Origin of the sequence: Leptospira kobayashii, assembly GCF_003114835.2 — a bacterium.
GTDB classification, from domain to species: Bacteria; Spirochaetota; Leptospiria; order Leptospirales; family Leptospiraceae; genus Leptospira_A; species Leptospira_A kobayashii.
The window spans coordinates 845,835-870,561 of the sequence record NZ_AP025028.1 but is presented as its reverse complement, the minus strand read 5'-3'; the positions used below and the strand labels follow the sequence as shown (position 1 = coordinate 870,561).

Sequence of the window (24,727 nt, the reverse complement as noted above, 5' to 3'; positions counted from 1 at the left end):
GATTTATTTTCCTGGGAGTTTATTTTTTATATAATGATAGAATGGAAGAGCGTAATTTGTTTTCAATTCAGCTGCAATTTCCTTTGAAAAGTAATAAAATAAAGTATATGTAAGAGAGACAACAAGAATGGAAACAGTTCCGCAAATCAAAATGGTCAAAGACATCGCACGAAGTATCGAACTCCCGGTGCCCCAAAGAAGTAAAAACGGCAGATAAAAAGCGATTACAACAAACCAAATTCTAATAAATGAAACGGTGGTTTCGTGTAAAACGTGCGCAAGCTGTACGCGATGGGTGAAAATATCCGATCCATAAGCATTCGGATTTATTTTCAATAGAATAGTTTTTCTGATAATAAAGGTTTGAAGTATACCCAATGATCCAATCAGTAAAATACTAATGTACATTGGTATCGTTAAGGACATTCCGAATAGAGAAGCGGACAAGAATAAAACGGATACGGGAATGATCAAAAAAGACATAAAGATCAGAGGCATTTTCAAGGATTCCGAATAAGATGCCAAAATCATAAATAAAACCAAAATGGAAAATGCCAATAGACGGTTGATTTTATCTTGGTTTTTCAGCAAACTTTCAAACTGTTCGCTATATTCGATTCGATAATTTTCAGGCAATGCCGTCTTTTTTAATTTTTCCAGCTGGGATAATAATTCCGACGAATTGGTTTCCGACATACGAAGTGTAAACGACAGGACTCTTCTTTTGTTTTTACGATAGATTTTGACCGGTGTCTTCGATCTGACGAATCTTGAAATTTCAGGTAGCGGTATCAACCTTCCTTCGGCAGTTTGAATTATATACTGGTTTAAATCATCGAAACTTTTCCTAAATTGTTTTTGGTATTGTATCCGAACATCCAACTCTTTCTCATTATCGATGAACTTTGTAGCGACTCCTCCTTGAATTCCGAATCGCACAAGCCTTCCTATCATAGCGGAAGATACACCCAAGGATTCGCTTTTTGTTTTATCGATAATGATCTGCAATTCTTCTCTCGGAGGTTTGTATCTGAGCAGGACATGACGGACATTCGATACTGTTTCTTCCGCATTATTGGCAAGTTCCTTAGTCACTCTATCCAATTCCAACAAATCGTCACCTATGACATCTATGGTAACCTCTTTCAAAAGTGCTTCGTCGTTTGCTCCTTGAAAATATATGAATGCAGGTTTTATATCACCTATCAAATCTTCCAATTCTTTGTTGTACTTTTCAATCTCGGAAATACTGTCTTTGAATTTTACAGTAATGGATGCTTGGCCTCCGTCGACTCTTGTGCTGACTTCTTTGATTTCATTTTGTTCGGACAAGATGGCTTCGATTTTCTTTGAAGTGGTATTTATTTTTGTAAAGCTCGTACCGGAGGGAAACTCGACATGCCCCGTTAATTGTTTTTCCTCAATCGGACTTAAAAAATCCTGAGAAAGTTTGTAATAAGATACAAGTCCGATCAAAATGATACTGGTATAAATTATAAATACTTTGAAGGGTTCCTTGATCAGAAAATGAAGAACTTTGCCGTACTGATCGGAAATGATTTCGATTGTTTTTCCTATAACTTCAAATTTGTAATGATCCGAATCGGGTTTGATGATTCTTTTTTCTAAGATCGGAACAATCGTATTCGAAATGAAAAACGTGGAGGCTAGCGTAGATAGAATGACGATAGCCAGTCCGCTGTATATGGTTTGGTATTCTTTTGAAGCGAATAACAGAGGTAAAAATACCCCTCCAATCAATAGAATGGAAACAAAAACCTCAGTGTTAATGTTCAATCGGTCCGATTGATAACGGTTCCACCTGATCAAGTGAATCATAAGTATGGAGCAACCGAAACTTTGAATGAACCCGGTAGCGGTCATGATATTATAATCCAGATTCAAAAAATAAATTACAATCGATCCCGAAAGAAAAGACCCGAATAATGTGACAAATGTTACGAGAGGATAAAAAGGATTGCTGAAAAGTAGATATTCAACAATTGCAATCAATACAAATCCGCAAAAAGTGCCGATTAAAAAACTTCCCATAGTTTCGGAAACAGTCTCCGCTTGGTCATAGGTAATCAAAAAAGAAATTTGTTGGTTACCCAACTTTTGAAGTGTTTCTCTCAATTGACCTGATACCTCAAGTAAGTTGGAAGTTCCCGATCGATATACATAGATGCTAACAACTTCATTTCCGTTTCTTCTGGAAGCACTGTCCTCCTCCCGAAAAGAATAATCAATGTCCGCAACTTCCTTCAGTCTTACGACTCTTCCTGCAACGTTCGATGAATAAATGGGCAAGTTTCTAATTTGATCTATGTTCCGAAAACGTCCTTTCAAATAAACCGGAACTTTTTCGGAACCTTCCAGTACATCACCGATAGCGACGTTTATATTATTCTCTTGGAGAGAATTCAATATATGATTGAAATCAAGTCCTACGCTATTCAATCTCTCCGGATCACAAGCAACGATGATCTCTCTGGGTGATCCTCCTGCGACGATCACTTCACTCACACCGGCAATGCCTTCTATGATTTTTTTGACTTCCCGATCAGCAATGTCTCTTTGATCCGTTAAGTTCAAAACGGAACTGGATAATGTGATTATGAAAACAGGTTGTTGAGAAGGGTCAAATTGCAGAACAACAGGCTTCTGTGTTTCCCTGGGAAAGTAGATGGATGCTTGTTCGATTTTATCCCGTATCTCCAAAGATTTTGTATCCAGATCCGCATCCGATTCAAATTGAACGTGAACTTTGGATTTGCCTTCTTCCGAAATGGAAAATAATTGTTTGATTCCTCCGATTGTAGAGATCGATTCTTCAATCGGCTTTGTAATGATCTCTTCTATTTTTTCGGGGCCCACACCATGGTATTCCGTTTCGATCGTTAAACCGGGATTAACCGTATTTGGAAATAGAGATAAAGACAATCTGGATACGCATAATATTCCTATCAACAGAAGACAGAAAAATCCCATAATAACACCAACTTTGTGTTTCTCCGTAAATGAGATTTCATCCAATGGAGGAGAAAGGGCGGAAACAGGCAAAGGGTCTAATGGTGTTTCTTTCTTTTTTCTTGCCATGCGATTACATTATAGAAAACGATTGGGATCAAAAACAATGACAAGACAACGGAAGCAATTAGCCCACTAATCACTGTTACTGCCATCGGAGATTGGAACTCGGTACCTTCCCCTATTTCCAATGCTACGGGAATCAAACCGAGTAACGTAGTTCCATTGTTTAAAATGATCGGTCGAAGGACCACTTGCCCGCTGGAAACAATCGTTTCTTTCAAAGTGGCGTAATCGGGTCGGAGAATTTCCACGTATTCGTAAAATAATGCGGCATTATCCACGACGATTCCCACAAGAAGAATGATTCCCGTAAAAGAACTGATATTGAAACTATGGCCGGTCATCAAAAGTGCGGGAACAATACCCACAAAAATCGAAGGTATGGTAACCAACATGACAGCAGGAATTATAAATGATTCAAATTGACTCGCTAAAAGCATATAGATTAAAACGACTGCAAATACAAATGCGAAAAAAAGTTCTTTTGTGGATTTTTCTATGCTCTCTTTTTCCCCTCCGAAGTGTACTTTGTAACCTGTAGGTAGTTTGACTCTGGATAAATATTCTTCTATTTCTTCGATGGTAGTGCTTTGTTTCGTGCCATCTATGTTTCCATTGATTTTATTGACTCTTGATTGCCCGATCCTAAGAATGGATGCGTAACCTTTCCCTTCTTTAATCTCTGTTATCTGTCCAAGCCGTACGAATTGTCCTGAAGGCAACTCGATCATCATATTCCGAACATCTTCCTTGTTTTTTCTATCCGATTCTTTGTACCGCAATCTTACGTCGTATTCCTGGTCGGCAATGCGCAAACGAGTGATGACGGTTCCTCGAATCGCGGATTTAAGCACTCCGGCCAAATAAGAATGCGTTAAACCGAAAGTTGCAATCTTGTCTTCTTCGAAGACCACCTGGTACTCGCGGTTTTTCTCCTCCATACTTGTCTTCAAATCAACGATGCCCGGAATTTTCGATAATTCGGCTTTCAATACATTTCCGATATGATTCAGAGTGGATAAATCGTTTCCTTCGATTTCCAAATTGATCGCCTTCGATTCGGGAGATAGAATCTTTGCCAACATATCTTCTTCCGGTTGAAAGTTGACAATGATACCTTCTCTAAACTGCATCTTCCTACGAAGCCGGGAAATAAAATCTTTTGTCTTCTCGCTGCGAGGTGAGTTCAAGATAACCCTAATCTGTGCTTGGTGGGTACCGATTTCTCCGCCGGATCTGACGGAAATCTGATCTTCGTTATAACCGACAAGAGAAACTATATGTTTTACCGATTCTTCTTTTGCCAAAGCGGATTCAATCGACCTTACCAGTTCCGTAGTCGACTCGAGAGAAGAACCCTTCTCATTCAGAACTTCGATTTTAAATTCACCGGTATCGACTTTCGGAATAAATTCCCTATCTATGTTCGGAGTTATGACCAATACCAAAAGAATCAAAACTCCCAAGTATAAAAAAGCATATCCCGGTTGGTTCAGATATTTTAATAATAACTTTCCGTAACCAGCATCGATTCTATTTTCCAAATCTTCCGCTTTTGAAACCAGCTTGAACCGTTTCAGTTCTTCTCCTGGTTTTCTCAGAGCGGACAACATAGGTATCAATGTCAATGAGACGACCAAACTGACTAACAGTGAAAAGGTGATTGTCAGAGCCATTTCACCGAAAACAACTCCGATGATTCCTTTTAAAAATACGATCGGTAAAAATATAATGATAGTCGTTAAAACCGCCGAAGTGATCGATCCTGCGACTTCCTGTGCACCGATCAGAGATGCTTCTTTCGAAGGAATTCCTTTCTTTATATTTCTTTCAATGGCTGCCAATACCACGTTGCCGGAGTCAAACAACATCCCTATCCCGAGGGACAATCCTCCTAGGGTCATGACATTCAAAGTCAAACCTTTCAAATACATAAGTAGAAACGTAGTTATGATTGAAATAGGAAGCACGCTCAAAAGAATCAGCGGGCTTTGAATATTACGCAGAATGAATATTAAAGATAAAAATGCAAGAAAACCCCCGGAAACAAGTCCGCCGGAAATATTATCGATGGATTCTTTTACGAATCTAGCTTCGTCATATACTATATCGAATGTGACTTGATCGGAATATTGTTTTCTTAAACGTTCCAACTCGGCTTTCATCGAATCGGAGACCATCACAGTATTTTTTCCCGACTCTTTAAAAACGGAGACGATGACGGCTTCTTTACCGTTGTAAAGAGCGAGACCTTTTCTTTCTTTGTAGCCGTCCGTCACCTTCGCAAGTGAACTCAACTTAATAGGACCGCCTTTGGCTTGATTGATGATAGTGTCTCTGATTTGTGCGGGATTTGAATATTCCCCCATAGTTCTGATCAAAACATCCTGACTTCCTTCTTCTATATGCCCTGCCGGATAATTCAGGTTAGATGATTCTACCGCGTCCTGAATCGCTTTCAAAGAAATTCCGTGTGCATGCATCGATTGAGGATCTATTTCCACTTGAATTTCTCTTTGGAATCCTCCGGAAAATTGGGCAAGTGCGACTCCGTCCACACGATCAAGATAACCTTTGATTTCCCTTTTTAGAAAATCCCGCAGATCTTTTATATTTTCTTTGTCTTTTGGGAAAAATACGATTTGCTGAATGGGGGACTGACTCGGATCAAATTTGGATACGAGAGGTTTTGAAGCTTCCTCCGGCAGTACCCCTCGGATGAGATCCACCTTCTCCCTTACCTCCATTGCCGCAAAATCGATTTTAGTACTCCAGGAGAACTGCAATGTAACGAAAGAAATTCCTTCCAAAGACTCGGAAGTGACTTTCTCCAGACCTTTGATCGTTCCGACCGATTCGGTGATCGGCTTTGTGATCAAATTTTCAACTTCTTCCGGTGCGGCATTTTGGAAATGAGTAATAATTGTTAGTCGGGGAAACTCCATGTTCGGTAGCAAATTGATCTCTAAGTCCGATAATGAAACCAGACCGAGCAAGATCATCAGCAAATAGAACATGGATGTGGTAACCGGTCTTTCGACCGCAAATTTTTGTATGAATTTCAAGCTTAGTGAAGAGAACCCTCAAATTCAGGTTTAACAAGCATTCCGTCTTTAAGCTGAGTTAACTTTTCAATTGCTACCACGGAACCCGGATCCAATCCTTCCGATACTACGATATTTCCTTTTACCTCTTTTCCGATTTTTACATCGGAGCGGAATACTTTTCCATTTTTGATTTCAAAGATCCAGGCTCTTTCCTTCTCTTTCGGTACTAGAGCTTCCTGAGGAACAAGCAAAGCCATCTCCGGATCGCCGGTATAAATGGTTCCGCGAACAAACATTCCGGGACTAAATCTCCTGTTTAAGTTTTCTATCTTTACTTTAACATCGCGTGTGTGCGTCTTCGGATCGATCATAGGATTTACCACGTCGATTTTTCCTTTGAATACTTCCGTAGGATAAATATCCAAAGTGAAATCTACAGCATGTCCCTTTCTGATTTTTGACATTTCCGATTCCGGTACGCTAAACTTTGCATATACGGAATTGATTCCTATTAAATTCAAAATTGCCTGATCGGAACTACTCACTCCGCCCGGGTTTACGTATTCTCCGACATGTTTGTTTGCATAGGCAACTATACCATTGATAGGTGATCTGATCGTCGCCGCTCTCAAAAGTTCGTCTGTCGATTGTAAGGCGGCTTTTGCAGCCTCTACTTGGGATTGTGCAACTTCGACTTCCGCCTTATCGATTCTTGTATTGAAATCTATATAAGTATCTTTTAATTCTCTCGGATTGACCGGAACAGGATAACCGTTCTGAATCAAATCCTGGGGACGCAAGCCAACCTGGGACATTTCCCATTCCCGAAAACTGATCCGATATTTTGCTTCTGCGGAAATCAAAGTTGTCTGAGCTCGTTCGTATTCTTCCTTGCTGATCCCACCTTCCCTGAACAAAACTTCCTTACCTTCGAAAGTCGTCTTGGTTTTGTTAAGCTCCGCTTCGGATTCCTTAACGGAAGTTTTTCTTTTTTCCACTTCCAAGACGCGGATCTCCACCGCTTCTCTTGCTTTTGAATATTTTTCTCTCGCCAATTTAAGCGAAGATAAGGCGCTATTGTATCCCGATTCCTGCTTTCTACGCTCCAATTCCAATTGCAAAGTATCCATCTGAACAATCACTTGGTCTTTCGAAACAAGATCTCCTTCTTTTACGGAAATCGATTTTATGTTTCCGGCTGTTTTGGAAACTATATCTATTTTTTCCACAAAATCAATGGCACCCAAGATGGAAATACTCGGAGTGATTTTTTCTGGATGAATTTCCTTTGCTTTTACTATAACAGTATTTAAATCTATATCTTTCTTAACATTTCGATTCCAAAGCCAATCAAAGAACGAAGATGATTCTTTCTTTTTATTGCTTTCTATCCTGCTCGGAATCAGTAAATAAATGGAAAGTCCGATCATAAATAACAGAGCGATTTTTGCAAATCTAGTGCGGATAATCGGAGTGAGAAATTCCAAAATCGAATTAACTTTCTTTAACATATATTAACTCTTGTAGAAAAATGGCAAATTGAACTCATTGCCTTTCCTTATACTGTTCCATTTTTTTATTATACCTTTCCGCCATTTTTTTCATATCCGCCTTTTCGTATATTCTACCAAGTCTCATATAAATCAAAGATAACTTTGTTTCTTCGTTTACCGCTTCCTGATACAATTGAATCGCTTCCGCGATACGACCTTCTTCCTCAAGCATAGTTCCCAAAGTGTATACAACTTCCCAACGGTTCGGTAATTTTTTGGCAAGACCGCTCAATTTTTCAATTGCTGTTTTTCTTTCTTCCGCTTTCAATCCTTTGATCTTATACAGCCAATAAGAACCGGCGGAATGGCATTCGTCTTCATCGACAACAGCTTCAAAATTTTTTTCAGCGGATGGAAAATCCCGATTATAAAAGTCTATTTTTCCCAACATAAAGAGAGATGCTTCATGATCGGGATCCAAGTCAAGCGACTGAGAATACAATTCTTTTGCTTTGTTCAATTTTCTTTCCGTGAATTTTAAGGCGGCTTCTTCCCTAAGCTTACTTGCCTCTTCTTTCCTGGTTTTACAAGTTTGAGTCATGATAAGAGCGGCCATGAGGAATGAAATTTTTAATATTCTCATATTTTGTTATTTTTTCTTTTCTATAATTTCCGTTAAACGATCTGCTATTTTTTTACAAACTTCCCGTAACAAGTTCGCTTCCGCCAACGTGCGACCGCTAACGGAATAATTAACTACTCCTATCAACTGTCCGTCTGCATTGTATAATTTTGCAAATACCAGCGAGTTCTCATCCTCTTGCAGCAATGTTCCCGAATTATTATTCCCGACGGCACCTTGCAGAAAATAATTGAATTGGTGAACAGCGGCAAGAGCGCGAATTTCTTCACTGTTCAAGATACCGTTTCTCCTGTTTTTTTCTATATCATGAGAGTTACTAATGGCTGATTTCAGCAAAATGGCGTTCAGACCTTCCGATAGGGAAATAGGTTTGTTCTCTCCATCAACCGACACTACCGGTTCTTCCTTCTTCGGCTCATCGACATGGATTATATCAAAAATCTGAATCCCCGATTCTATGATTTGAGTTTGCAACATGTCTTTAAAGTTTTCCACAAGAAACGGAGTATATCTGGAATCACGATTTTCTATTTTACCGAAAAATAATAGATTTTTCTTGGATGAATTCGCAATGGCAGATTGATAAGTTCCCGAAGATTTAAAGTATTTTCCGAATAAACAACCGTTAAACATTAATATATTCAAAATCAAAAATATTTTAAATAGGTTAGGAAGAAAAAATTTGCGAAACACCATTTAGTTGCCCTCTAAGATGAAATTAAAAGCGGAAGATAAGGAAGTGCCCGAAGCATTTTTGGCAGTTTGATCCACTTGCACAAGATAAAACGGATAATTCGGTAATGTTACGTTCGTGATTGCCTGGAGATCGTTTCCGCATAAACTAACATCTGTAACTTGAATTGTAACTACATGAAAGGAATCGCTCCACTGCCAGCTGTTCTTTTTGATTCCCGAACCGCCGGAATTCGAAATATAAGACATGGAAATCGCATTGATAGTGGCGACAGGATCCATGGCCTGATTGAATACGATCCTGATATCATCCGTGAGAGAGTTGGAAGGACATGCGGGAGCAGTAGTAGTCGTAAGAGAGTATGCGGCAGGAGATAACATTTGCAAGCCGTCACTCCAGTAACATTGGGTCATACTTGAGTTGCCACCGGCAGGATTTCCCGCATATAGGTTCCCCGTATAACTGGAGCAATTCGTTTGACTTGCCACTCCTATGGCAACAACTCTGGGCGATGTATTTTCAGTTTTGAACCCCAAGGTGAAGGAAGATTGGAGCGCATTTCCCGCTAAATCCCTTGCTCCCGTCGAGATCGTAAAACTAAAATCCTCCCCGCTTGCAAACGTTGTCAATGGAGTGATGGTCATATCATTTCCCGTAAAGGAATAGTTTACATTGGCAAATGGGCTGAATGAAACGGCATTCATCGCAGAATTGGTATCCATCGGTTCACTAAAATGAACTACGATAGGTGTTCCGGCACAAACTTGGCTTAACACCGAACCGCTCGGTTGGTTTACAAAATCATTGGGGACTACCCCGCACCCGTCTCCGTCTCCATTGACTTCAAAATCGACACCGACTATGCTTGGGAAATTGGAATCCAAAGCCCCCACCACAAAACTTGAATAAATCGTATTTGCCATTCCCCTACCGGAGGTATTCGTAATGGATGTCGGGATAGTAATCGTATATCGTTTCCCGTATTGCAAGAGAGCGTCAGGGTTGAACAATGCCTGATATGCGGTTGGAAAACTGAAATAACCGGAAACAGAAGGAGAAATACTAAACCCGTTTACCAATGAAGATTGATTGATTGGCTGTGAAAAAGTGAGTAAGATCGGGTTTACAAAAGGATTTCCGGTACATGCATTATTTACTACCGCCGCCAAAATATTCGTAATCGATCCGGAACCTAACAAACAGTTTGCGACTGTTCCGGTAGACAAATCGATGGAGTTTAATGCCAGATAACCTCCGATCGAAGATGACATGAAATATTTCACATAAGAGGATTCGATACGGTTTCCATTCGAATCGGTTGCCCCTCCTCCGATCGTTACGATATACTGAGCATTCGGATTCAAAGATTGAGTGGCGACAAATCTCATAATCGTAGGAGAAATCCAAGTAATCACCCCTGAAACACTGGGACTGATGGAAAAAGCCTGAGCAGTTAAACTTTGTTCCATGTTTTTACTGAAAACAACTTGAAAGGCCGCCCCATTCCCCAAACCACTGTTATCCGTACAGACATTGGTGATAAAAGAAGCCGAGATGGAATCATCCATCCCTGCATTGCAACCGGCGGGACCGCCTTGAGTATCGGTTAGTACATCCGCAACCGTAGGCGGAAAATTGTTTCCCGCACCGCCGTCTCCGGTTGTAAAATAGGAAATGAAATCCGAGGCCAATCGGTTTCCCGCGATATCTGCGGCGGTGGAATTCAACGAAACACGGTATTGAGTGAATAAACTCATGTTCTGACTCGGAGTGAACAATAACTCTGTAGCAGTCGGCCAGCTAACAACACCATTAACGGAAGGAGTGATGGAAAAAGCGTTTGTCGTTTTACTTTGATCCATCGCTTCGTCAAAACGCAGTCGGATCCTACTTCCGCTAAACAAATGACAAACGCCGGTAGACATGGAAGGAATCACAGTTGTTCCGAGCGCTCCGCACGCAGGCGCCAAATCACCGAGCAAAGGCCCTGTAGCATAATCCAATTTAGGCGGTATCAGGTCGGTTCCTACGGTGAATGAAAACGAATAGGAAGTCCCTATCGTATTGCCGTCGGAATCCAAAGCGGAATTGCCCAAACTCACAGTATATGTTGTGTTTTGCCAATCCAATGTAGGAGTAAATGTAAGCAAACTACTCGTACCGCACGGACCCGTAGTTCCGCATAACGGGAGTGCACTCGCCGACCATGTTTTCACTCCGTTGACATTGGGATTGATAAAGAACCCGTTTTCAACGGACACTCTGTCCATATCTTCGCTGAAATGAATATAGATCGGAGTATTCAATGAACCCACACTCGCACCCGTACAACCGCCCGTTTTATTTCTTAATCCGTTTACCGGATCGATTGTGGAAGAAAGAGTTCCGGGAGTACATCCGAATCCGGTGTTAATGAATCCGTCCTGCATAGTGATTCTTGGAATTTGGAAATCGCTACCGATGGTAAAGGAAAAGGAATAATTGGTTCCCAGTAGATTTCCCGCCAAGTCCTTTAAATTGGAAGAGAACGTCACTGTATAAGTCACCGAATGCTGCCAAGGTTCGATCGGTGTGAATGTCAAACGACTACCTGCACCGCAAGAACCGGTCGAACCGCACAAAGGATGAGCACTGGTTGCCCATGATTTAACTCCGTTGATGTTAGGTGATATGGTAACCAAAGAATCGGCAGATGTCAAATCGAGACTTTCCGTAAAATCAATGATAACGGGAGAGTTTTGATAACCTTGTACGATGCTGGAACATATTCCTACCGCATTTCTAAGACCGGTGGGGTACAAAGTCGAAGCGAGTGTCCCCGGATTGCAACCGAGTCCGTTTCTAACATATCCGTCCTGCATGGCAATCTGCGGTTTCAATATTTCAGATCCCACGGTAAAGCTGGCAGTATAACTTTTCGGCAAAGGATTATCCGACAAATCCTGGGCTTGGTTTGAAACGGTAATGATATACGTGATTCCGGTAGCCAACAATTCATTCGGGGTGAATTCCAAGACGGTGTTATTGCCGCTCCAAACAAAGGCACCGATCAATTGAGGAACCGTTAAAAAATTGGACTCTACCGTTCCACGATCCATAGGCTTTGAAAAATTGATCAGAATGGATGAGTTGGGACATACATCCGTAGTACTATAAACATTGTTTTTAAAATTTACCACATCTACATAGGGACTTGCAGCGGAACAACCCTGGCTGTTTTTTTTGGCCTGGAAAGAAAGGATTGTAGGTTGTTGAACATCGGTGCTGACCGAAAAATCTATATTATACGATTGTTCCAAGTCACGGCCGTTTTTATCTTCACAACGGTTTGACAGATTCGCAACATAAGTGATCGCTCCGCTAAACTGTCTGGACGGTGTAAAAGTCATCACATTTCCGGTAACATCGAAGAGTCCGGTGGCGGGAGGCTGCATTGTAAAAGCAGCAATGCAAGACTGTTTATCCACTTCTTTGTTAAAAGTGATTATGATCTTTTGGTCTTTGGGTACGCCAGTTTGCCCCGGTGCGGGAAGAGATGCAATCACCTTAGGCGCAGCAGGTGAATTGTCGGTGGGAATAAAATTCTTAAAAGCATTTTCCGCACCGCTGCACTGAATGAGGAAAAGCATGATCCCTAAAATGATGATTCTGATAATTTTAATGAAATTCATTTGGAGTCCTGCTTTTTCTCTAGGTCGAATTTTTTGCGGTTCAATGAGTCTTTTTCTTCCGGGGTAGTATCGATATCTTTGTCGAAAAATTCATCCAGATCGGTAGGTCGCAAACCTTCCGGGATACCTTTTTTATCAATCGGCTTGTCCAATAACAAAAAAGGTAAAATGGTATTTCCGTTTTTGGGACTATATTCGAAAAGTTTCATAGTCTGGGGAACCATTCCGGATACCCATTCGAGTTCGTAAGAGGAAATCATGTATTTCCCGAGTGCTTCCACCAATTTCTCCTGTGCCTCAACTAACTCTGTTTCTGCGAAAAGAATATCGGCCCGTTTTGCTTCTCCCACCTGGGAACGGGTAGTCATAAGTTTCAAACTTTCATATCGGAAAAATACCGCACCGCTACCAATACGGATCAAATCATAGGCTTCCAATACGGAGTCGGCCGATTTTTCCACTTCGATGGCAATTCCCCTTTCCAAATGTTTTCTTTCGGAGATGGCGGCTCCCAATTTGATTTTGCTTTCCATCACCTTTCTCGAATAACCCATGTTATTCAAAAATTGGAAATCGTTATTGGTGGAACTATTGAAATTCGGATTGGTATTTCCACCAAACCCTGAATTGGCGAGGTTATTGTATCTTACTCCGGTATTTTCCGTAAGGGTATTTGTCGAACCGCCCAGAGGAAATGTTACTTTAAAATTTACGTTCCATGCATCGTTTCGGAGCGGGTATTCTATACCGGTTCTACCGTAAGCACCCCCTACCGAAATCTGAGGAATCCATGCATTTTCCGCCAAATCCTTCTCTTTTTCCACTTTATGATGATTTACCTTTGCACGCATGATTTCCGGTCTTTCGTTTCTGGCTCTTTCGATCAGAGTATTTTTGGTGATGGTGGGTTTGTTGATGAGAAAATCGCGCAAAAGATCCCCTTCCAGGATCAGATCCGCCTCATAACTGAGTCCCATGATCTGCTTGAGTTCGTTTTTCGCCTTTAAGAATTCATTTTTCGATTTTGTGAGAGCGAATTCGATCTCCTGTTGTCTGGACAATATGCTCATAACCTGAACATCCGTCGTAAAACCCAATTCAAGTTCCAATTTAACAAGACGAAGTTGCTCGCGGGCACGTTCCAAAGATTTTTTGTTCAATGCGATCTTTCCCGAAGCGATGAGAACGTTCATAAAGTTTTTTTCCACATCTAACTTTAACCTTGCGTATGTTATCTTAAATTCCTCTTTGGATAAAAGTTCTTCCAGCTTCGCAATGTCCAGATCCAGACCTTTCCGCCCCCCGTCATAAATCACCTGATCGGCGGTAAGCATGATTCCATTGTAGATATAGTCGTTGGAATCGGTAATAATGTACCTTTGGCGGATCACATTCACCCCTAATGTAGGCAAAAGATCACGCCACCTTTCAGTGATTAAATCTTTGATCGCTGAATTTTTATTTTTGATGGTTTGTAACAAATAATAATTGGTAGCCGCAATCTGTATCGCGGTATCCAAGTCGATGCGTAAGGGTTCGGAATTTGCGGAGAGACCACCTGAGCAAGTAAACAAAAAAATGATAACGAAACTCCGAAATTTTATAAACATTAACAAATTAGAATAAATTATATAATAAAATCAATTCAAGAGAGCCAAATAACAAAACTTCCACTTTGAGCTAACTCTTGTTTGATAATATTATCGACCTAACCGAAATTACCCTTTGAAAAATTTATCAAATTCCGTTGTTCTGCGAAAATATTTTTCCAAATAGGTGCCCCTAGAAAAAATACTAAGACTAACAGGCATTTTTTCCCTTTTTTTGCCACTCTTTCGCAATATTTCTAATTTTCTAATGTGACATAATTAAATTATGCGAGAATGCTAGTTAGCTGCTAGTGAATTTTGCCTAAAAAGTAAGCAATCGAAAAAAAAGAACTTGTTCCAGACCCAGATCCCCCGTTCTAATGACCTTTAGCGTGGGATTTCTTCATAATAAAACAAATACGCGAATGAGTAGCTATGCTCTTCTACTTGTCTTGTTATGCGCTACCCCCGGTTATTTATTCGCCGAATCAAATATAACCACTGCTAGTTTCGAATCGGAACTGGAAACTACTGTCTGGGAATCCGAGCTGAAGTCAAAAAATAGTTTCCCGGAAGATCCCGATTCCGATAAGATTTTTAGCCCAAATCAGACTCAAGCCGCTCTTCAAGCCTCCCTCCCCGCGCATCCAAAGACGGAAATCGATTGGGAAAACGAAGAAAGGGATCTGGTTTCGGAAATCATCACCTTACAAAAGCAGGTTCAATCCGATTTTCATAAGGAAATGGCTGGTTTGCAAACCGCCTCCTTCCGGTCAGAGTCCGATTCCGAAAACTTTCCCTACTTTTACTCATCCAAAGTTCTACTTATATCCGGTTCCGATAAATTTGAACCTTCCTTTGTTCGTATAACAAACACTAGAAAACCTTTTGATTCTCAAAATCAAACTCTTGGTTTTCACCTTATTTGTCCTAATCCCTCGATTCCCAATCGCTTTTTACAATTTTTAGCAATCAAACGGGGTTCGCCTCCTCCAGGTTTCCCAAAACAGGTTCGTACATGAAAAACTCTCTCTTCTCCCACTCTAACAAACGATACACTACTTTCAGCCTGGACTTCGGTTCCAGAATCGGATTCTCCGAAAGACTCACCTCTCTCTTACTACTCACTGTTTTTTTATTCACTATGGTTTTGCCCATAGAAGTTTTGGCGCAGAGTGTTCCTCAACTTACCAAAACAAAACCATTTAGAAATACGGACTTACAACCTTACGTTGAGTCTGCGGCGGCAAGCCAAACCAGCGAATCGGGTTTTATGAGCATCGTGAGAGGTGCGGAAGATGCAGTCGAAGCATCTTGGGAAGCGGAAGTAGAAGCGGAGATCAATACGATTCTTAGTTCAGTCACAACCACCGATCCTGTGAATGATGTAAACGTTTACAAACAAGCCGTTCAAGCGCAACTTACCTTACAAAAACAACAAGCAAAAGCCACCTGGATCGCAGATGCATCCAGCTATATCCAATCCGAATTGAATGCTTTTCTCAACACTCTTTCCGCTAAAAAAGACCAAGATATAGAAAACAGCAAACAAGGGTTACTTGCGACAATCAACCCGGCTGTTCAGGCGGTAACCGGCTTTGCGGAGGCTTCCCAAGAAGCGAACCCCGCGCAAGTCACGGACGGATACACGCAAGGTGCCGCTCTTTGGGATAGTAAGTGGCAGGATCTACTCACCAAACAAGAGAATTGGGAACAAGATTCCGTGGCCGCCATCCAAAACGGGATCTTACAATGGAATACTACAATCAGCAACCTAACCCAGGAAAAACAAGACTACTTGGATGGGATTGCCATGACAAAAGAACAGTGGCTCCAGAACAAAGCAATGATTGAAAACGCAGAGAATGCGCTTCGGTCTTCTTTGCAAGGAACTGTCAATAGCATCCAATCCCAAAGAACTCAACTTGCTTCCAGTTTTACTGGAAGTAAAGTGATGAGTGATTCCTTCGGAGATATAGACGCGCTTCTTTCCTCCATTCAACAACAATTAGACGATCATGCTTCCGTATCCGATATGGCGCAAACACTGGGAACTTTTTTTAGAAACCAGGAAGAATACGCCAAAGGAAAAGCGGACGAATGGAACGGACTCAAATGGGAAAATATTACCGTTTTACAAAACTTAACCTATAATCAAGTTGTAGGAACGACTAATGTCACATGTTCCCAGCATGGCGATGGATACAATGGTTGTGCCGGTCAACCAACATCTCTTAATATTTCCTACTTACAAGACGGTACTTACAGTGGACATTACGTCGCTACAAATGAGTATATTAAATCATACTATACATATAGAAGAGATGCTTCCATTATAGGAACGGCAGATCAAACTCTAATGAATTATTATTCTTCAGGCAGCGCTTCCTATGTTGATTATGAAGATAGATGCGGAAGTATCGGTTTTGGTGGTGTTTGTGTTGGCGGAACATATCGAGCTGTAAAAGCTGATTGGGGGGTAGATTTATCTCTCATCCGCAATATAGACAGCGCCCAATATACAGTCAACGATAACGTTCGCAATGCGATTTCTAAAAATTATAATGCAACATTCACTCCGAGCACCGCGCAAGGATACCTCGCTGGAAGCGAACAGGCAATTGCAGGTTCCACACAAGTATTTCTAGGTGCATCCAATATCACTGGCTCAGGAAGCTGGTATGACCAACTCGGTTGGTACAATACGGTCAGTATCTATACGGATTACAAATACATAGACAAAGACAAACAAGCGAACGAAGACACCTGGAGAGGGCACCAGGCAAATTACAAAAGCCTGGCGGATACATTCCTCGGACTAGTGAATCCTCTCAAAGATTGGGAAGATAGAAGCAAACAGTACACAGACGAATACGAAATCTCTCTCGCCAATCTGGAAGAAGCAAAAAACCTCGCAGTTCTCAACTTTGATACTCAAATCGCAAGCCTAACTACGCAAAGAGACAATTGGATCACTGATGTTTATGGTTATGAAGTCGCAGGAACGGGAGCCGTTAATAATCAGAACAGCAGGTTCCGCTCCGGGCAACAGGCTTGGCAGGATACAATCGTTACATTCAAATCGGTTGAGTTGAATTGGTTTTTAACCGCCAAAGAAGCACTGAACAAAGCGGTAGAAGACCCAGGCACAGGTGAGAAAAAATTCCAAGCCGATGCCATCTCGGTCGCTCAAAACCTACAATCCCAAATCGTAAACTCATACAACGCGACAGGCCAATTGTACGATAGCTCCCGTCAACTTTGGAACAATTACCAATACGACTATTCCAATCAGTTGTTAGACCAAGCAGTCGATGGAAAAGCAAATGAAATCCAACTGGGAGAAGCGGGTGCAGTCGTAAGTCAAAAACTAATCGATTCCTATGCCAGAACGGAAAGTTATACTTCCAGCGAAATGGATGCAACGATCCGAATCCAAAACATTCTAGGAATGTTTGGCGAAGCAGGGTATGGTGCAGAAGAATTCGAATCCGTACAAGCCAACATCGATGCTTCCCAGCAAGGACAAGTGGATTGGAACAATGAACTGAGTGGAGACGATGGTAAATTCGGATTTATCCCTCGTGCCGCCAGAGACAGGAACACCCTCGCGCTTTATCAAGATGTAAGGGACGATACTAAGAAAGCGAACACACTTCAAAAAGAAGTATTGGTAAAAGAAAACAAGATACTCTCGGACGTTGAGCAATACTTCAAGAAAGCAGATGACTTCCTCAAACTAGCGGAAGAATTCGAAGAAAAAGGCAAGTTCGACGAAGCAGCGTATTACACCCAACAGGCGGTAGCGAAAAAAGCAGAAGCTAGGTCGATCATCACGGATAATTATGATAAGCTCGGCGACTTTATGTTGCAAGAGGTTTCCTCCAGATCTCTTAGTTATACAAAGTCTTCGTTCTTAAATTACAAAGATTCACTCATTAGCAAGAGCTTCGACGACTCGGAAGCGATTGCCAAACAAATCAAACAAGGCCAGAATCAAATTGATGGAATCAGAGAATCAAGTGAGGCTTACGATAAAATCCAAGGTTTACTTGCCACATCCCAAAGTTTAGTCCAAAAAGGAACTGAATCCCAAAATCTAGTAAATCAACTACTCGCACAATCGGAACAACTGGCGAATAAAAACCTCAAAGGAGAATTGTTAGACGGTCTCGCAGAGATGATTGCCGCGATAGAAAGTGGTGCTCCTACCTCAGTATCCGATGGATCGGAAATTGCGGAAGCAATCAATGCATCGAACCAAGAACTCAAAGAAACGAGAGAGCAAGTAGACGGTCTACTCTCTCATATGAATTCCCTCGTCACAAACGAGAATGATATTAAAAACTTAGGCGCCCTACTCAACGGCTCCAGTCAGGCACTGAACTATGCAGCTAACAGCGCGATTGCAAAGTATTTGGATGAATACTCTCAACAATTTATAGAAGAGAATGAAGCTAGAAGTAAGACCCTCAGACAAGAACTGTTCCTCAAATATTCACAAGGCGATGAGTATGCCTACTTGAGAAAAGAAGGTTATGAGTTTCGTATCCAAGGTGACTTTATCGTAGGGTCAAGGACCATTCACAGCGGTGACTTCAAGATCGCAGGGAATGCGATGCAAGATTCCAGTTATTCTCCTCTCTTCATGGCTCAAAACATAGAGATCAATACCAAGTTTGATCCTGGCACATTACGTGTGGATACACTCGGAATCGATACTCTGATGAATACAGAGTTTGATGCGGATAAAGTATCCCAAGTGGCAGCATTCGTAGATAACATGGCCACTAACATGGATTCTATGTTTGCACAGTTCAGTGATAAGACGGAAGAGACAAAAGCCTATTATGCACAGAATGAAGATATCAAAGCTCAAAACATTGAGACATATAACAGAACCAGTAATTATTTCCTAACCAACTTCCAGGGATTGGAAGAAGGATTTAGTAAGAGTTACACACCAAATATGGGTGGACTTCGAGATAATTACAAGCAATCGAAGTACAATTTCCGACAAGGAACTCTTCCCAGTGATTCCAAAGGAGAGAATTGGGTATCTATTAAAGGAGTGCCTGTTTCCACACAACGTTATTTAGGTTCGAGGGAACTCAAAGGAACAGTCAATATCAAAGGGATTCCGATTGAGATGAGTTATGGAATGCAAGATCTGAACGTTCCTGCTGCATTCTCGCTGGGAGCCATGGGCCACAGCTTCGAGCTGAATGGCATGGGAACTACATATGCTACGAATGAAGTTGGCGCGGCAAATGGAGCGTTTACAAGATACTTAGATGGAACTATCAAGGACGTACAAGCTAAATCCAAAGCTAACGATGAAGAGAAAGAAAGCAAAGGATTTCTATTTGATGTTCTTTCGGGAACAGCTAGCGGACAAAACCTGTCCCAAAGCTTCAAGTCGGTAGTCACCGAACGAGTGAATGGTGCGATTACTTCTGCAATTGCAGAAGCGACTGGTCTTCCTGCAGGACTCATATCCGGTCTTGTAGGTGGTAAGTCGATGAAAGAAGCAATGAAAGACTATGTGAAACAAGAAGCTACCAGTGCAATTGCCGAAGCTACTGGCATACCTGCCTGGGCCATCTCACAACAGTTAGATAAAATGAGTAAACCTAAGGAGAAGTTCTACGAGACAAGTACCTTCAAAACAGTCATAGCAGTTGCCGCAGTCGTAGCAGCTCCATTTACGGGTGGCGCGTCACTAGTTGCACTTGCGGCAATCGGTGCAGCACAGGGAGCAGCTAGCGGTGGACTACAAGGTGCCATGGTTGGTGCAGTCGGCGGTGTGGTGAACGGACTCGTTGCAGGTGCAACAGGAGGGACTGTCAATGTTGGATTATCTTATGATTCTGAGAATGGATTTGGTGCAAGTGTAGGTCTACTAGGCGGAGCAGCAAGCCTCAGCGTTTCCGAGAATGGCGGTGTTGCCGCTAGTGTGGGAATTGCAGGTATTGCGAAAGTAGGAGTTTCCTACAGTAAAGATGAAGGATTCGGAGTCAGTGCCGGACTAGCTATCGGGGCTCTCCAAGCCGGGGTGAACTATACCCAGAAATCAGGGACTAGCATTGCCGTAGGAGTCAAGACAGAGAACGGACTCACTGCGGGAGTCACCTATTCCAAAGCGGATGGTTTCGGGGCAGCATTAGGAGCCACTACAGGAAATTACAGTGGTGGATTAACATATAACAAAGATGAAGGTTTTGGGGCATTCGTTACACAAAACAATTTTAACAGAGATGGAAGTATAGGAAGCAGCAACTCGCTTACATTCAATCAAAGAGACGGTGCTGGTCTAGAACGCACAAATAACAATGCAGATGGAAGTAGTGCTACAGTTGGGGTCACTCAAAACGGAGGGCTTACTGCGGAATATAGCAACAAAGACGGATACAGTGTATCTGCGGGATACAACTTCAACACAGGTGGATTTAACGTTGGTTATAATAATGGATACGGCCAAATCAACTACGATTCAGAATCTGGCATTTCCGCATCAGGCAATCCTGTAAATGATCCTAAAAATGCATGGAAACAAGGAATCGTTACAAGCCAATCAGATCTAAAAGGATCCCTACAAGAACAGGCAGTTGCAGTTAAAGCCAAATACCAAGAGTTGGATAATGCGAAGAAAGCATGGCTAGAAGCAAATGGTGGGGCAACGGAAGATTGGGATGATTTGTCCGATGATGAAAAGGAGAAACGAGTTCAGAACAAATCTGCGGAAGTAAATGGAGCAGAAAACCGTGATGAGCATACAACTAGAGATAATATCCTAGAACGAGCTTGGGGGAATGTGAAAGATTTCGCAGGTCAGATGGCTGGTAACTACTCAGACCATTCGGGCAGTATGACTTATGACCAAAATGGGAATGCAACCGGATTCAAAGATAGAACTTGCTTTGTAGCTGGAACCAAAGTTCACACGAAGGACGGACTCAAGAACATTGAAGAGATTCAAGTGGGAGATGAGGTTGCATCTTGGAATGAAACTACAAAAGAGGTAAGCTATAAATTAGTTACAGAACTATTTGTTCATGAGGTAGATCTACTCTTTGATATTCAAGTCGCGGAGGCTGCTTTGCAAACTACCTGGAACCACCCTTTCTGGGTTGTAGACAAACAAGCATGGGTGGAAGCGAAAGATCTTCAAGTGGGGGAAAACGTTCTCCTAAAAGATGGCAAACAAGTTCCTGTCACTGGAGTTCTACATAATGATGTAACGACAACTAAGGTTTATAACTTAGAAATAGAAAATAATCATACCTATTTCGTTGGGGAAGATGGGATCTTGGTACATAACTATGATTTAGGTTCTATGTTTAATCAAATAGTTGGATGGGAGTCATTAACATCAGGTTCGAATGACGCAACAGCGGTAGCAGCTAAAGCAAATGACTGTGCAAAAAATCCAGCCAAATGTACTGCTGAGGTTTATGGGAAGATCGGAGAGGCTGCGATGATAGGGTCAGGGGGGATTTCTGTACCAGGAAAATTAGGAGTCGGCGCAGCCCCCTATGTTTTTTCTACAATGCTAAGATTTCCTAAAGCTGCCTATCCTTTCTGGAAAGCAGCGACTGCTTTGGATTATAATGTTTCAATAAATGTCGATGACCAAAGAAGTAAATCTATAGAATTTGGCGCAGGAAAAGGACCTTTAAAAGCATCTTTTGCAGTAGGAGCAGATAAAAACTGGAACTTTTCGCCATCCTTAGGCTTGGGCCTTGAGGTAACAAAAACGCGACAGTTCAGTATTGACAGCGATGGCAATATTAAAACTAATAATAATACATTGTATAATAATAAATAACGATGAAAGGTAAAGATCAGTGTCAAAAATGTTTGCAAAAGTAGCAGTATTCTTCTTCCTAATTTTAGCTTTTTGTTTTTGTTTTCGTAAAGAAGAACAAAAAGCTGAAGATGGAAAACAATTAATGAGATTGCTTGATGAAAACAAATTTGATGAAGCAATTGATTTCAGTTTGAAACTTTCAAAAAAGTATCCAAAAGACAGCGGATACATTGCAACTACGTCCGCAATATATCATGGCTTAGGAAATGATGAAAAAGCAAGAGAGTATATTCTTCAAGCAATAGAAATTGAACCTAATTCTGGATCGAATCATGCTAATTTAGGATTTATTTATTATAAGAAGAAGGATTTCAAACGTGCATTACCACCTTTAAGCAAAGGATTGGAACTCGGAGGATATTCAGATCCATGTAAATTAACATATGCTATTGGAGCTTGCTCGTATGAACTTAATGACTTGGAAAATGCAGCAGGAACGCTATTGGCATTTATACAAAAATGCAATGAAATAAAAGGAAATGAAATTTACCTAACTGATGCGAAAGAAATTCTACTTGATATTGATAAGAAAATAAAAAAACGGAAATAAAAATCCTATAAATATTTGCTAAGTGCTACCTCTTCTTCAATATCTCTGGTGCATTGTTTTTCCATTGACCTGCCGCGATGACGATGCCTTTTTTATTAATCAACGTCCCGACTCCTTCCCGTTTTCCATTATGCCACCCGCCAATATAACGAGAGCCGTCATCGTAGATATAAATCCCTTGACCTTCAGCAACCAAACCTTTGTGGTAAATGCCTTTCAACTTGACCTGATTTGGTAGAGTGAGTGTTCCTTCACCTTCTGGTTCTCCATTTAAGAAAGTTACTTTCAAATTGGTTTGATCGGACCAAGTAAAACTGCCTTTGCCGTTCTTGTTATGATTGCGAAACTCACCATCATAGACAGATCCGTCTGCGTAGAAAAATTTTCCTTTTCCATGTCGTAGATCATTTTGCCAAAAACCTTCATAATGTTCTCCAGTAGGAAGTTTGAGAATCCCGTAACCTTCAAATCTTGCGTCTTTAAAATTGCCTGAATAAACGGCTCCCGTTTTGAATTCCAAAGAACCGAATCCGGTTTTGCAATTTCCATAAACACATTTGGGAGCATTTATATAATTGATGGTAAAAAAGGAAAAAAGGAGTATAAGTAAAAATGCTGAAGATGAATATATCAGAATTTGTTTTTTAGCAAGTCTATTTAAAAATCGCATCTATCTAACTTCACCTAACAGTTTTATTTAGTCAACAGGATTATGAAATCGAATTTCAATATAATCAAGTTTAAGTTAGGGGTATTTTTCTTGACATTGCCTAATTCTATTAGTGAGATAAGAATGAATTGTTGGACTTGGTTTAAAATCACCTACTATGAAACAAGAAGAGAAAATTTTTCGACACATAAACAAAAATGGCTATGGTATTGAAGTCGGTCCAAGCCACAACCCCCTCGCTCCCAAAAAGAAGGGCTATAAAGTACATGTTATTGATCATTTGAATAAAGAGCAGTTGATAAAAAAATATGAACACCACGGCGTAAATCTCGATAACATCGAAGAAGTGGATTTTGTATGGCAAGGAGAAGACTTCTCAGAACTAACGGGTAAAACCAAATATTATGATTGGATTATTGCCTCTCACCTAATCGAACATACTCCAGATTTCATTGGTTTTCTTAATAATTGCGATAAAGTCTTAAAAGACGATGGAGTCATTTCCCTCGTCGTTCCAGACAAGAGGTACTGTTTTGACCATTTTAGACCCGTTACAGGGTTATCAAAAATCATAGATAGCCATTCTCAAAAAAACAAAATACATACTCCTGGTACAGTGGCTGAGTATTTTCTTAATGTTGTAGCAAAAAACAAACAGATAGCTTGGTCCACTTATAATAGTGGGGACTATAATCTTATCCATTCATTAGAAGAAGCACAAGATGGTATGCATGCGGTAATTAATAACAAGACTTATATCGATATGCATTCTTGGTGCTTTGTCCCTCACTCGTTCAGATTGATCATCCACGATCTTTTTTCATTAGGGTTAATCCCTCTTCAAGAAGTAGATTTTTTCCCAACTGTGGGTTCTGAATTTTACATAACATTAAGCCGAAGTGGCAAAGGAATCAACAAATCTAGATTGGAGATGCTATCCATAATAGAATCGGAAATAAAAGAGGAAGCTTCATTTTTCACCAAAAATAAAAACTTCGCGAAACACCTGATTGGAAAATATTTATTAGCACCACTCCGACGTTGATTTAAAAGTAGAAAAGTTTAGCAAAAATTACAATGATGAACTAAATATTATAAAAAAGGAATTGCGATTTAGTCAAAACCTTACTCATCAAACTAAGAAAGCTTTGATTTTTAAGGTTAAAGCGAAGATCTCTAACAACAAATCAAACCCATCGCCCGGATCGACCGAGCGCCCGCGTCGAGGGAGAGCCGGAATTAGCGCCTGAATAGGAAGAAATAGCTTTCTATTCTACTCATAAAACTGAGTGAGGCACTTCTCGCGGTGGCGAGGCCAGGACGGCCGAAGCTCGTGCGTCGTAACAGGAGGTTACGCGCACAGGAGCGGGGAGTGCGGAATGACGACACTAAACAAAAAAGTTCTTC

The 24,727-nt window shown here is 41.0% G+C and carries 12 protein-coding genes; 4 read left to right on the top strand and 8 right to left on the bottom strand.

The annotated features are described in order from the left end of the window. Nucleotides 1–3 precede the first annotated feature (3 nt). Genes DI077_RS03815 through DI077_RS03785 form a run of 7 tightly spaced genes read right to left on the bottom strand, consistent with a single transcriptional unit; the run spans nucleotide 4 to nucleotide 14,251 of the window. Nucleotides 4–3,099, bottom strand: a complete 3,096-nt coding sequence (locus DI077_RS03815; RefSeq protein WP_109020720.1) for an efflux RND transporter permease subunit — start codon at nucleotides 3,097–3,099, stop codon at nucleotides 4–6. Then, nucleotides 3,069–6,158: an efflux RND transporter permease subunit gene (locus DI077_RS03810; RefSeq protein WP_109020721.1), complete on the bottom strand. Its 3,090-nt coding sequence runs from the start codon at nucleotides 6,156–6,158 to the stop codon at nucleotides 3,069–3,071. The genes DI077_RS03815 and DI077_RS03810 overlap by 31 nt, the downstream gene beginning before the upstream one ends. A 2-nt stretch (nucleotides 6,159–6,160) precedes the next feature. Then, nucleotides 6,161–7,651 carry an efflux RND transporter periplasmic adaptor subunit gene (locus DI077_RS03805; RefSeq protein WP_109020722.1) on the bottom strand — a complete coding sequence of 497 codons (1,491 nt, stop codon included), beginning with the start codon at nucleotides 7,649–7,651 and terminating at the stop codon, nucleotides 6,161–6,163. A 34-nt stretch (nucleotides 7,652–7,685) separates the two neighbouring features. Beyond that, nucleotides 7,686–8,276: a tetratricopeptide repeat protein gene (locus DI077_RS03800; RefSeq protein ID WP_109020723.1), complete on the bottom strand. Its 591-nt coding sequence runs from the start codon at nucleotides 8,274–8,276 to the stop codon at nucleotides 7,686–7,688. A 6-nt stretch (nucleotides 8,277–8,282) separates the two neighbouring features. Continuing rightward, a complete protein-coding gene (locus DI077_RS03795) occupies nucleotides 8,283–8,972 on the bottom strand; it encodes a lipoprotein (RefSeq protein ID WP_109020724.1) in 690 nt (229 codons plus the stop codon). After that, the gene (locus DI077_RS03790; RefSeq protein ID WP_109020725.1) at nucleotides 8,973–12,641 is read right to left on the bottom strand and encodes an Ig-like domain-containing domain; all 3,669 of its coding nucleotides are present in this window, start codon (nucleotides 12,639–12,641) and stop codon (nucleotides 8,973–8,975) included. Then, the gene (locus DI077_RS03785) at nucleotides 12,638–14,251 is read right to left on the bottom strand and encodes a TolC family protein (protein ID WP_109020726.1); all 1,614 of its coding nucleotides are present in this window, start codon (nucleotides 14,249–14,251) and stop codon (nucleotides 12,638–12,640) included. Before DI077_RS03785 ends, DI077_RS03790 begins: the two co-directional genes overlap by 4 nt. 404 nt (nucleotides 14,252–14,655) lie before the next feature. On the opposite strand from DI077_RS03785, the gene DI077_RS03780 reads away from it, so the two are divergent. Genes DI077_RS03780 through DI077_RS03770 form a run of 3 tightly spaced genes read left to right on the top strand, consistent with a single transcriptional unit; the run spans nucleotide 14,656 to nucleotide 22,650 of the window. After that, a complete protein-coding gene (locus tag DI077_RS03780; protein ID WP_109020727.1) occupies nucleotides 14,656–15,252 on the top strand; it encodes a hypothetical protein in 597 nt (198 codons plus the stop codon). Further along, the gene (locus DI077_RS03775) at nucleotides 15,249–22,058 is read left to right on the top strand and encodes a TIGR04388 family protein (RefSeq protein ID WP_242935345.1); all 6,810 of its coding nucleotides are present in this window, start codon (nucleotides 15,249–15,251) and stop codon (nucleotides 22,056–22,058) included. The genes DI077_RS03780 and DI077_RS03775 overlap by 4 nt, the downstream gene beginning before the upstream one ends. A 28-nt stretch (nucleotides 22,059–22,086) precedes the next feature. Further along, nucleotides 22,087–22,650, top strand: coding sequence for a tetratricopeptide repeat protein (locus tag DI077_RS03770; protein WP_109020746.1), 564 nt, complete (start codon nucleotides 22,087–22,089; stop codon nucleotides 22,648–22,650). A 25-nt stretch (nucleotides 22,651–22,675) separates the two neighbouring features. On the opposite strand, the gene DI077_RS03765 is transcribed toward DI077_RS03770, so the two are convergent. Then, nucleotides 22,676–23,320, bottom strand: coding sequence for an MORN repeat-containing protein (locus DI077_RS03765; protein WP_109020747.1), 645 nt, complete (start codon nucleotides 23,318–23,320; stop codon nucleotides 22,676–22,678). A 157-nt stretch (nucleotides 23,321–23,477) separates the two neighbouring features. On the opposite strand from DI077_RS03765, the gene DI077_RS03760 reads away from it, so the two are divergent. Continuing rightward, nucleotides 23,478–24,365: a class I SAM-dependent methyltransferase gene (locus tag DI077_RS03760; RefSeq protein ID WP_109020748.1), complete on the top strand. Its 888-nt coding sequence runs from the start codon at nucleotides 23,478–23,480 to the stop codon at nucleotides 24,363–24,365. The last annotated feature ends 362 nt before the right edge of the window (nucleotides 24,366–24,727 follow it).

What these genes read in the sequence shown, in the direction of transcription:
- DI077_RS03815 (WP_109020720.1), bottom strand. Translation starts at nt 3,099, where the DNA reads ATGGCAAGAAAAAAGAAAGAAACACCATTAGACCCTTTGCCTGTTTCC.
- DI077_RS03805 (WP_109020722.1), bottom strand. Translation starts at nt 7,651, where the DNA reads ATGTTAAAGAAAGTTAATTCGATTTTGGAATTTCTCACTCCGATTATC.
- DI077_RS03800 (WP_109020723.1), bottom strand. Translation starts at nt 8,276, where the DNA reads ATGAGAATATTAAAAATTTCATTCCTCATGGCCGCTCTTATCATGACT.
- DI077_RS03795 (WP_109020724.1), bottom strand. Translation starts at nt 8,972, where the DNA reads ATGGTGTTTCGCAAATTTTTTCTTCCTAACCTATTTAAAATATTTTTG.
- DI077_RS03790 (WP_109020725.1), bottom strand. Translation starts at nt 12,641, where the DNA reads ATGAATTTCATTAAAATTATCAGAATCATCATTTTAGGGATCATGCTT.
- DI077_RS03785 (WP_109020726.1), bottom strand. Translation starts at nt 14,251, where the DNA reads ATGTTTATAAAATTTCGGAGTTTCGTTATCATTTTTTTGTTTACTTGC.
- DI077_RS03780 (WP_109020727.1), top strand. Translation starts at nt 14,656, where the DNA reads ATGAGTAGCTATGCTCTTCTACTTGTCTTGTTATGCGCTACCCCCGGT.
- DI077_RS03775 (WP_242935345.1), top strand. Translation starts at nt 15,249, where the DNA reads ATGAAAAACTCTCTCTTCTCCCACTCTAACAAACGATACACTACTTTC.
- DI077_RS03770 (WP_109020746.1), top strand. Translation starts at nt 22,087, where the DNA reads ATGTTTGCAAAAGTAGCAGTATTCTTCTTCCTAATTTTAGCTTTTTGT.
- DI077_RS03765 (WP_109020747.1), bottom strand. Translation starts at nt 23,320, where the DNA reads ATGCGATTTTTAAATAGACTTGCTAAAAAACAAATTCTGATATATTCA.
- DI077_RS03760 (WP_109020748.1), top strand. Translation starts at nt 23,478, where the DNA reads ATGAAACAAGAAGAGAAAATTTTTCGACACATAAACAAAAATGGCTAT.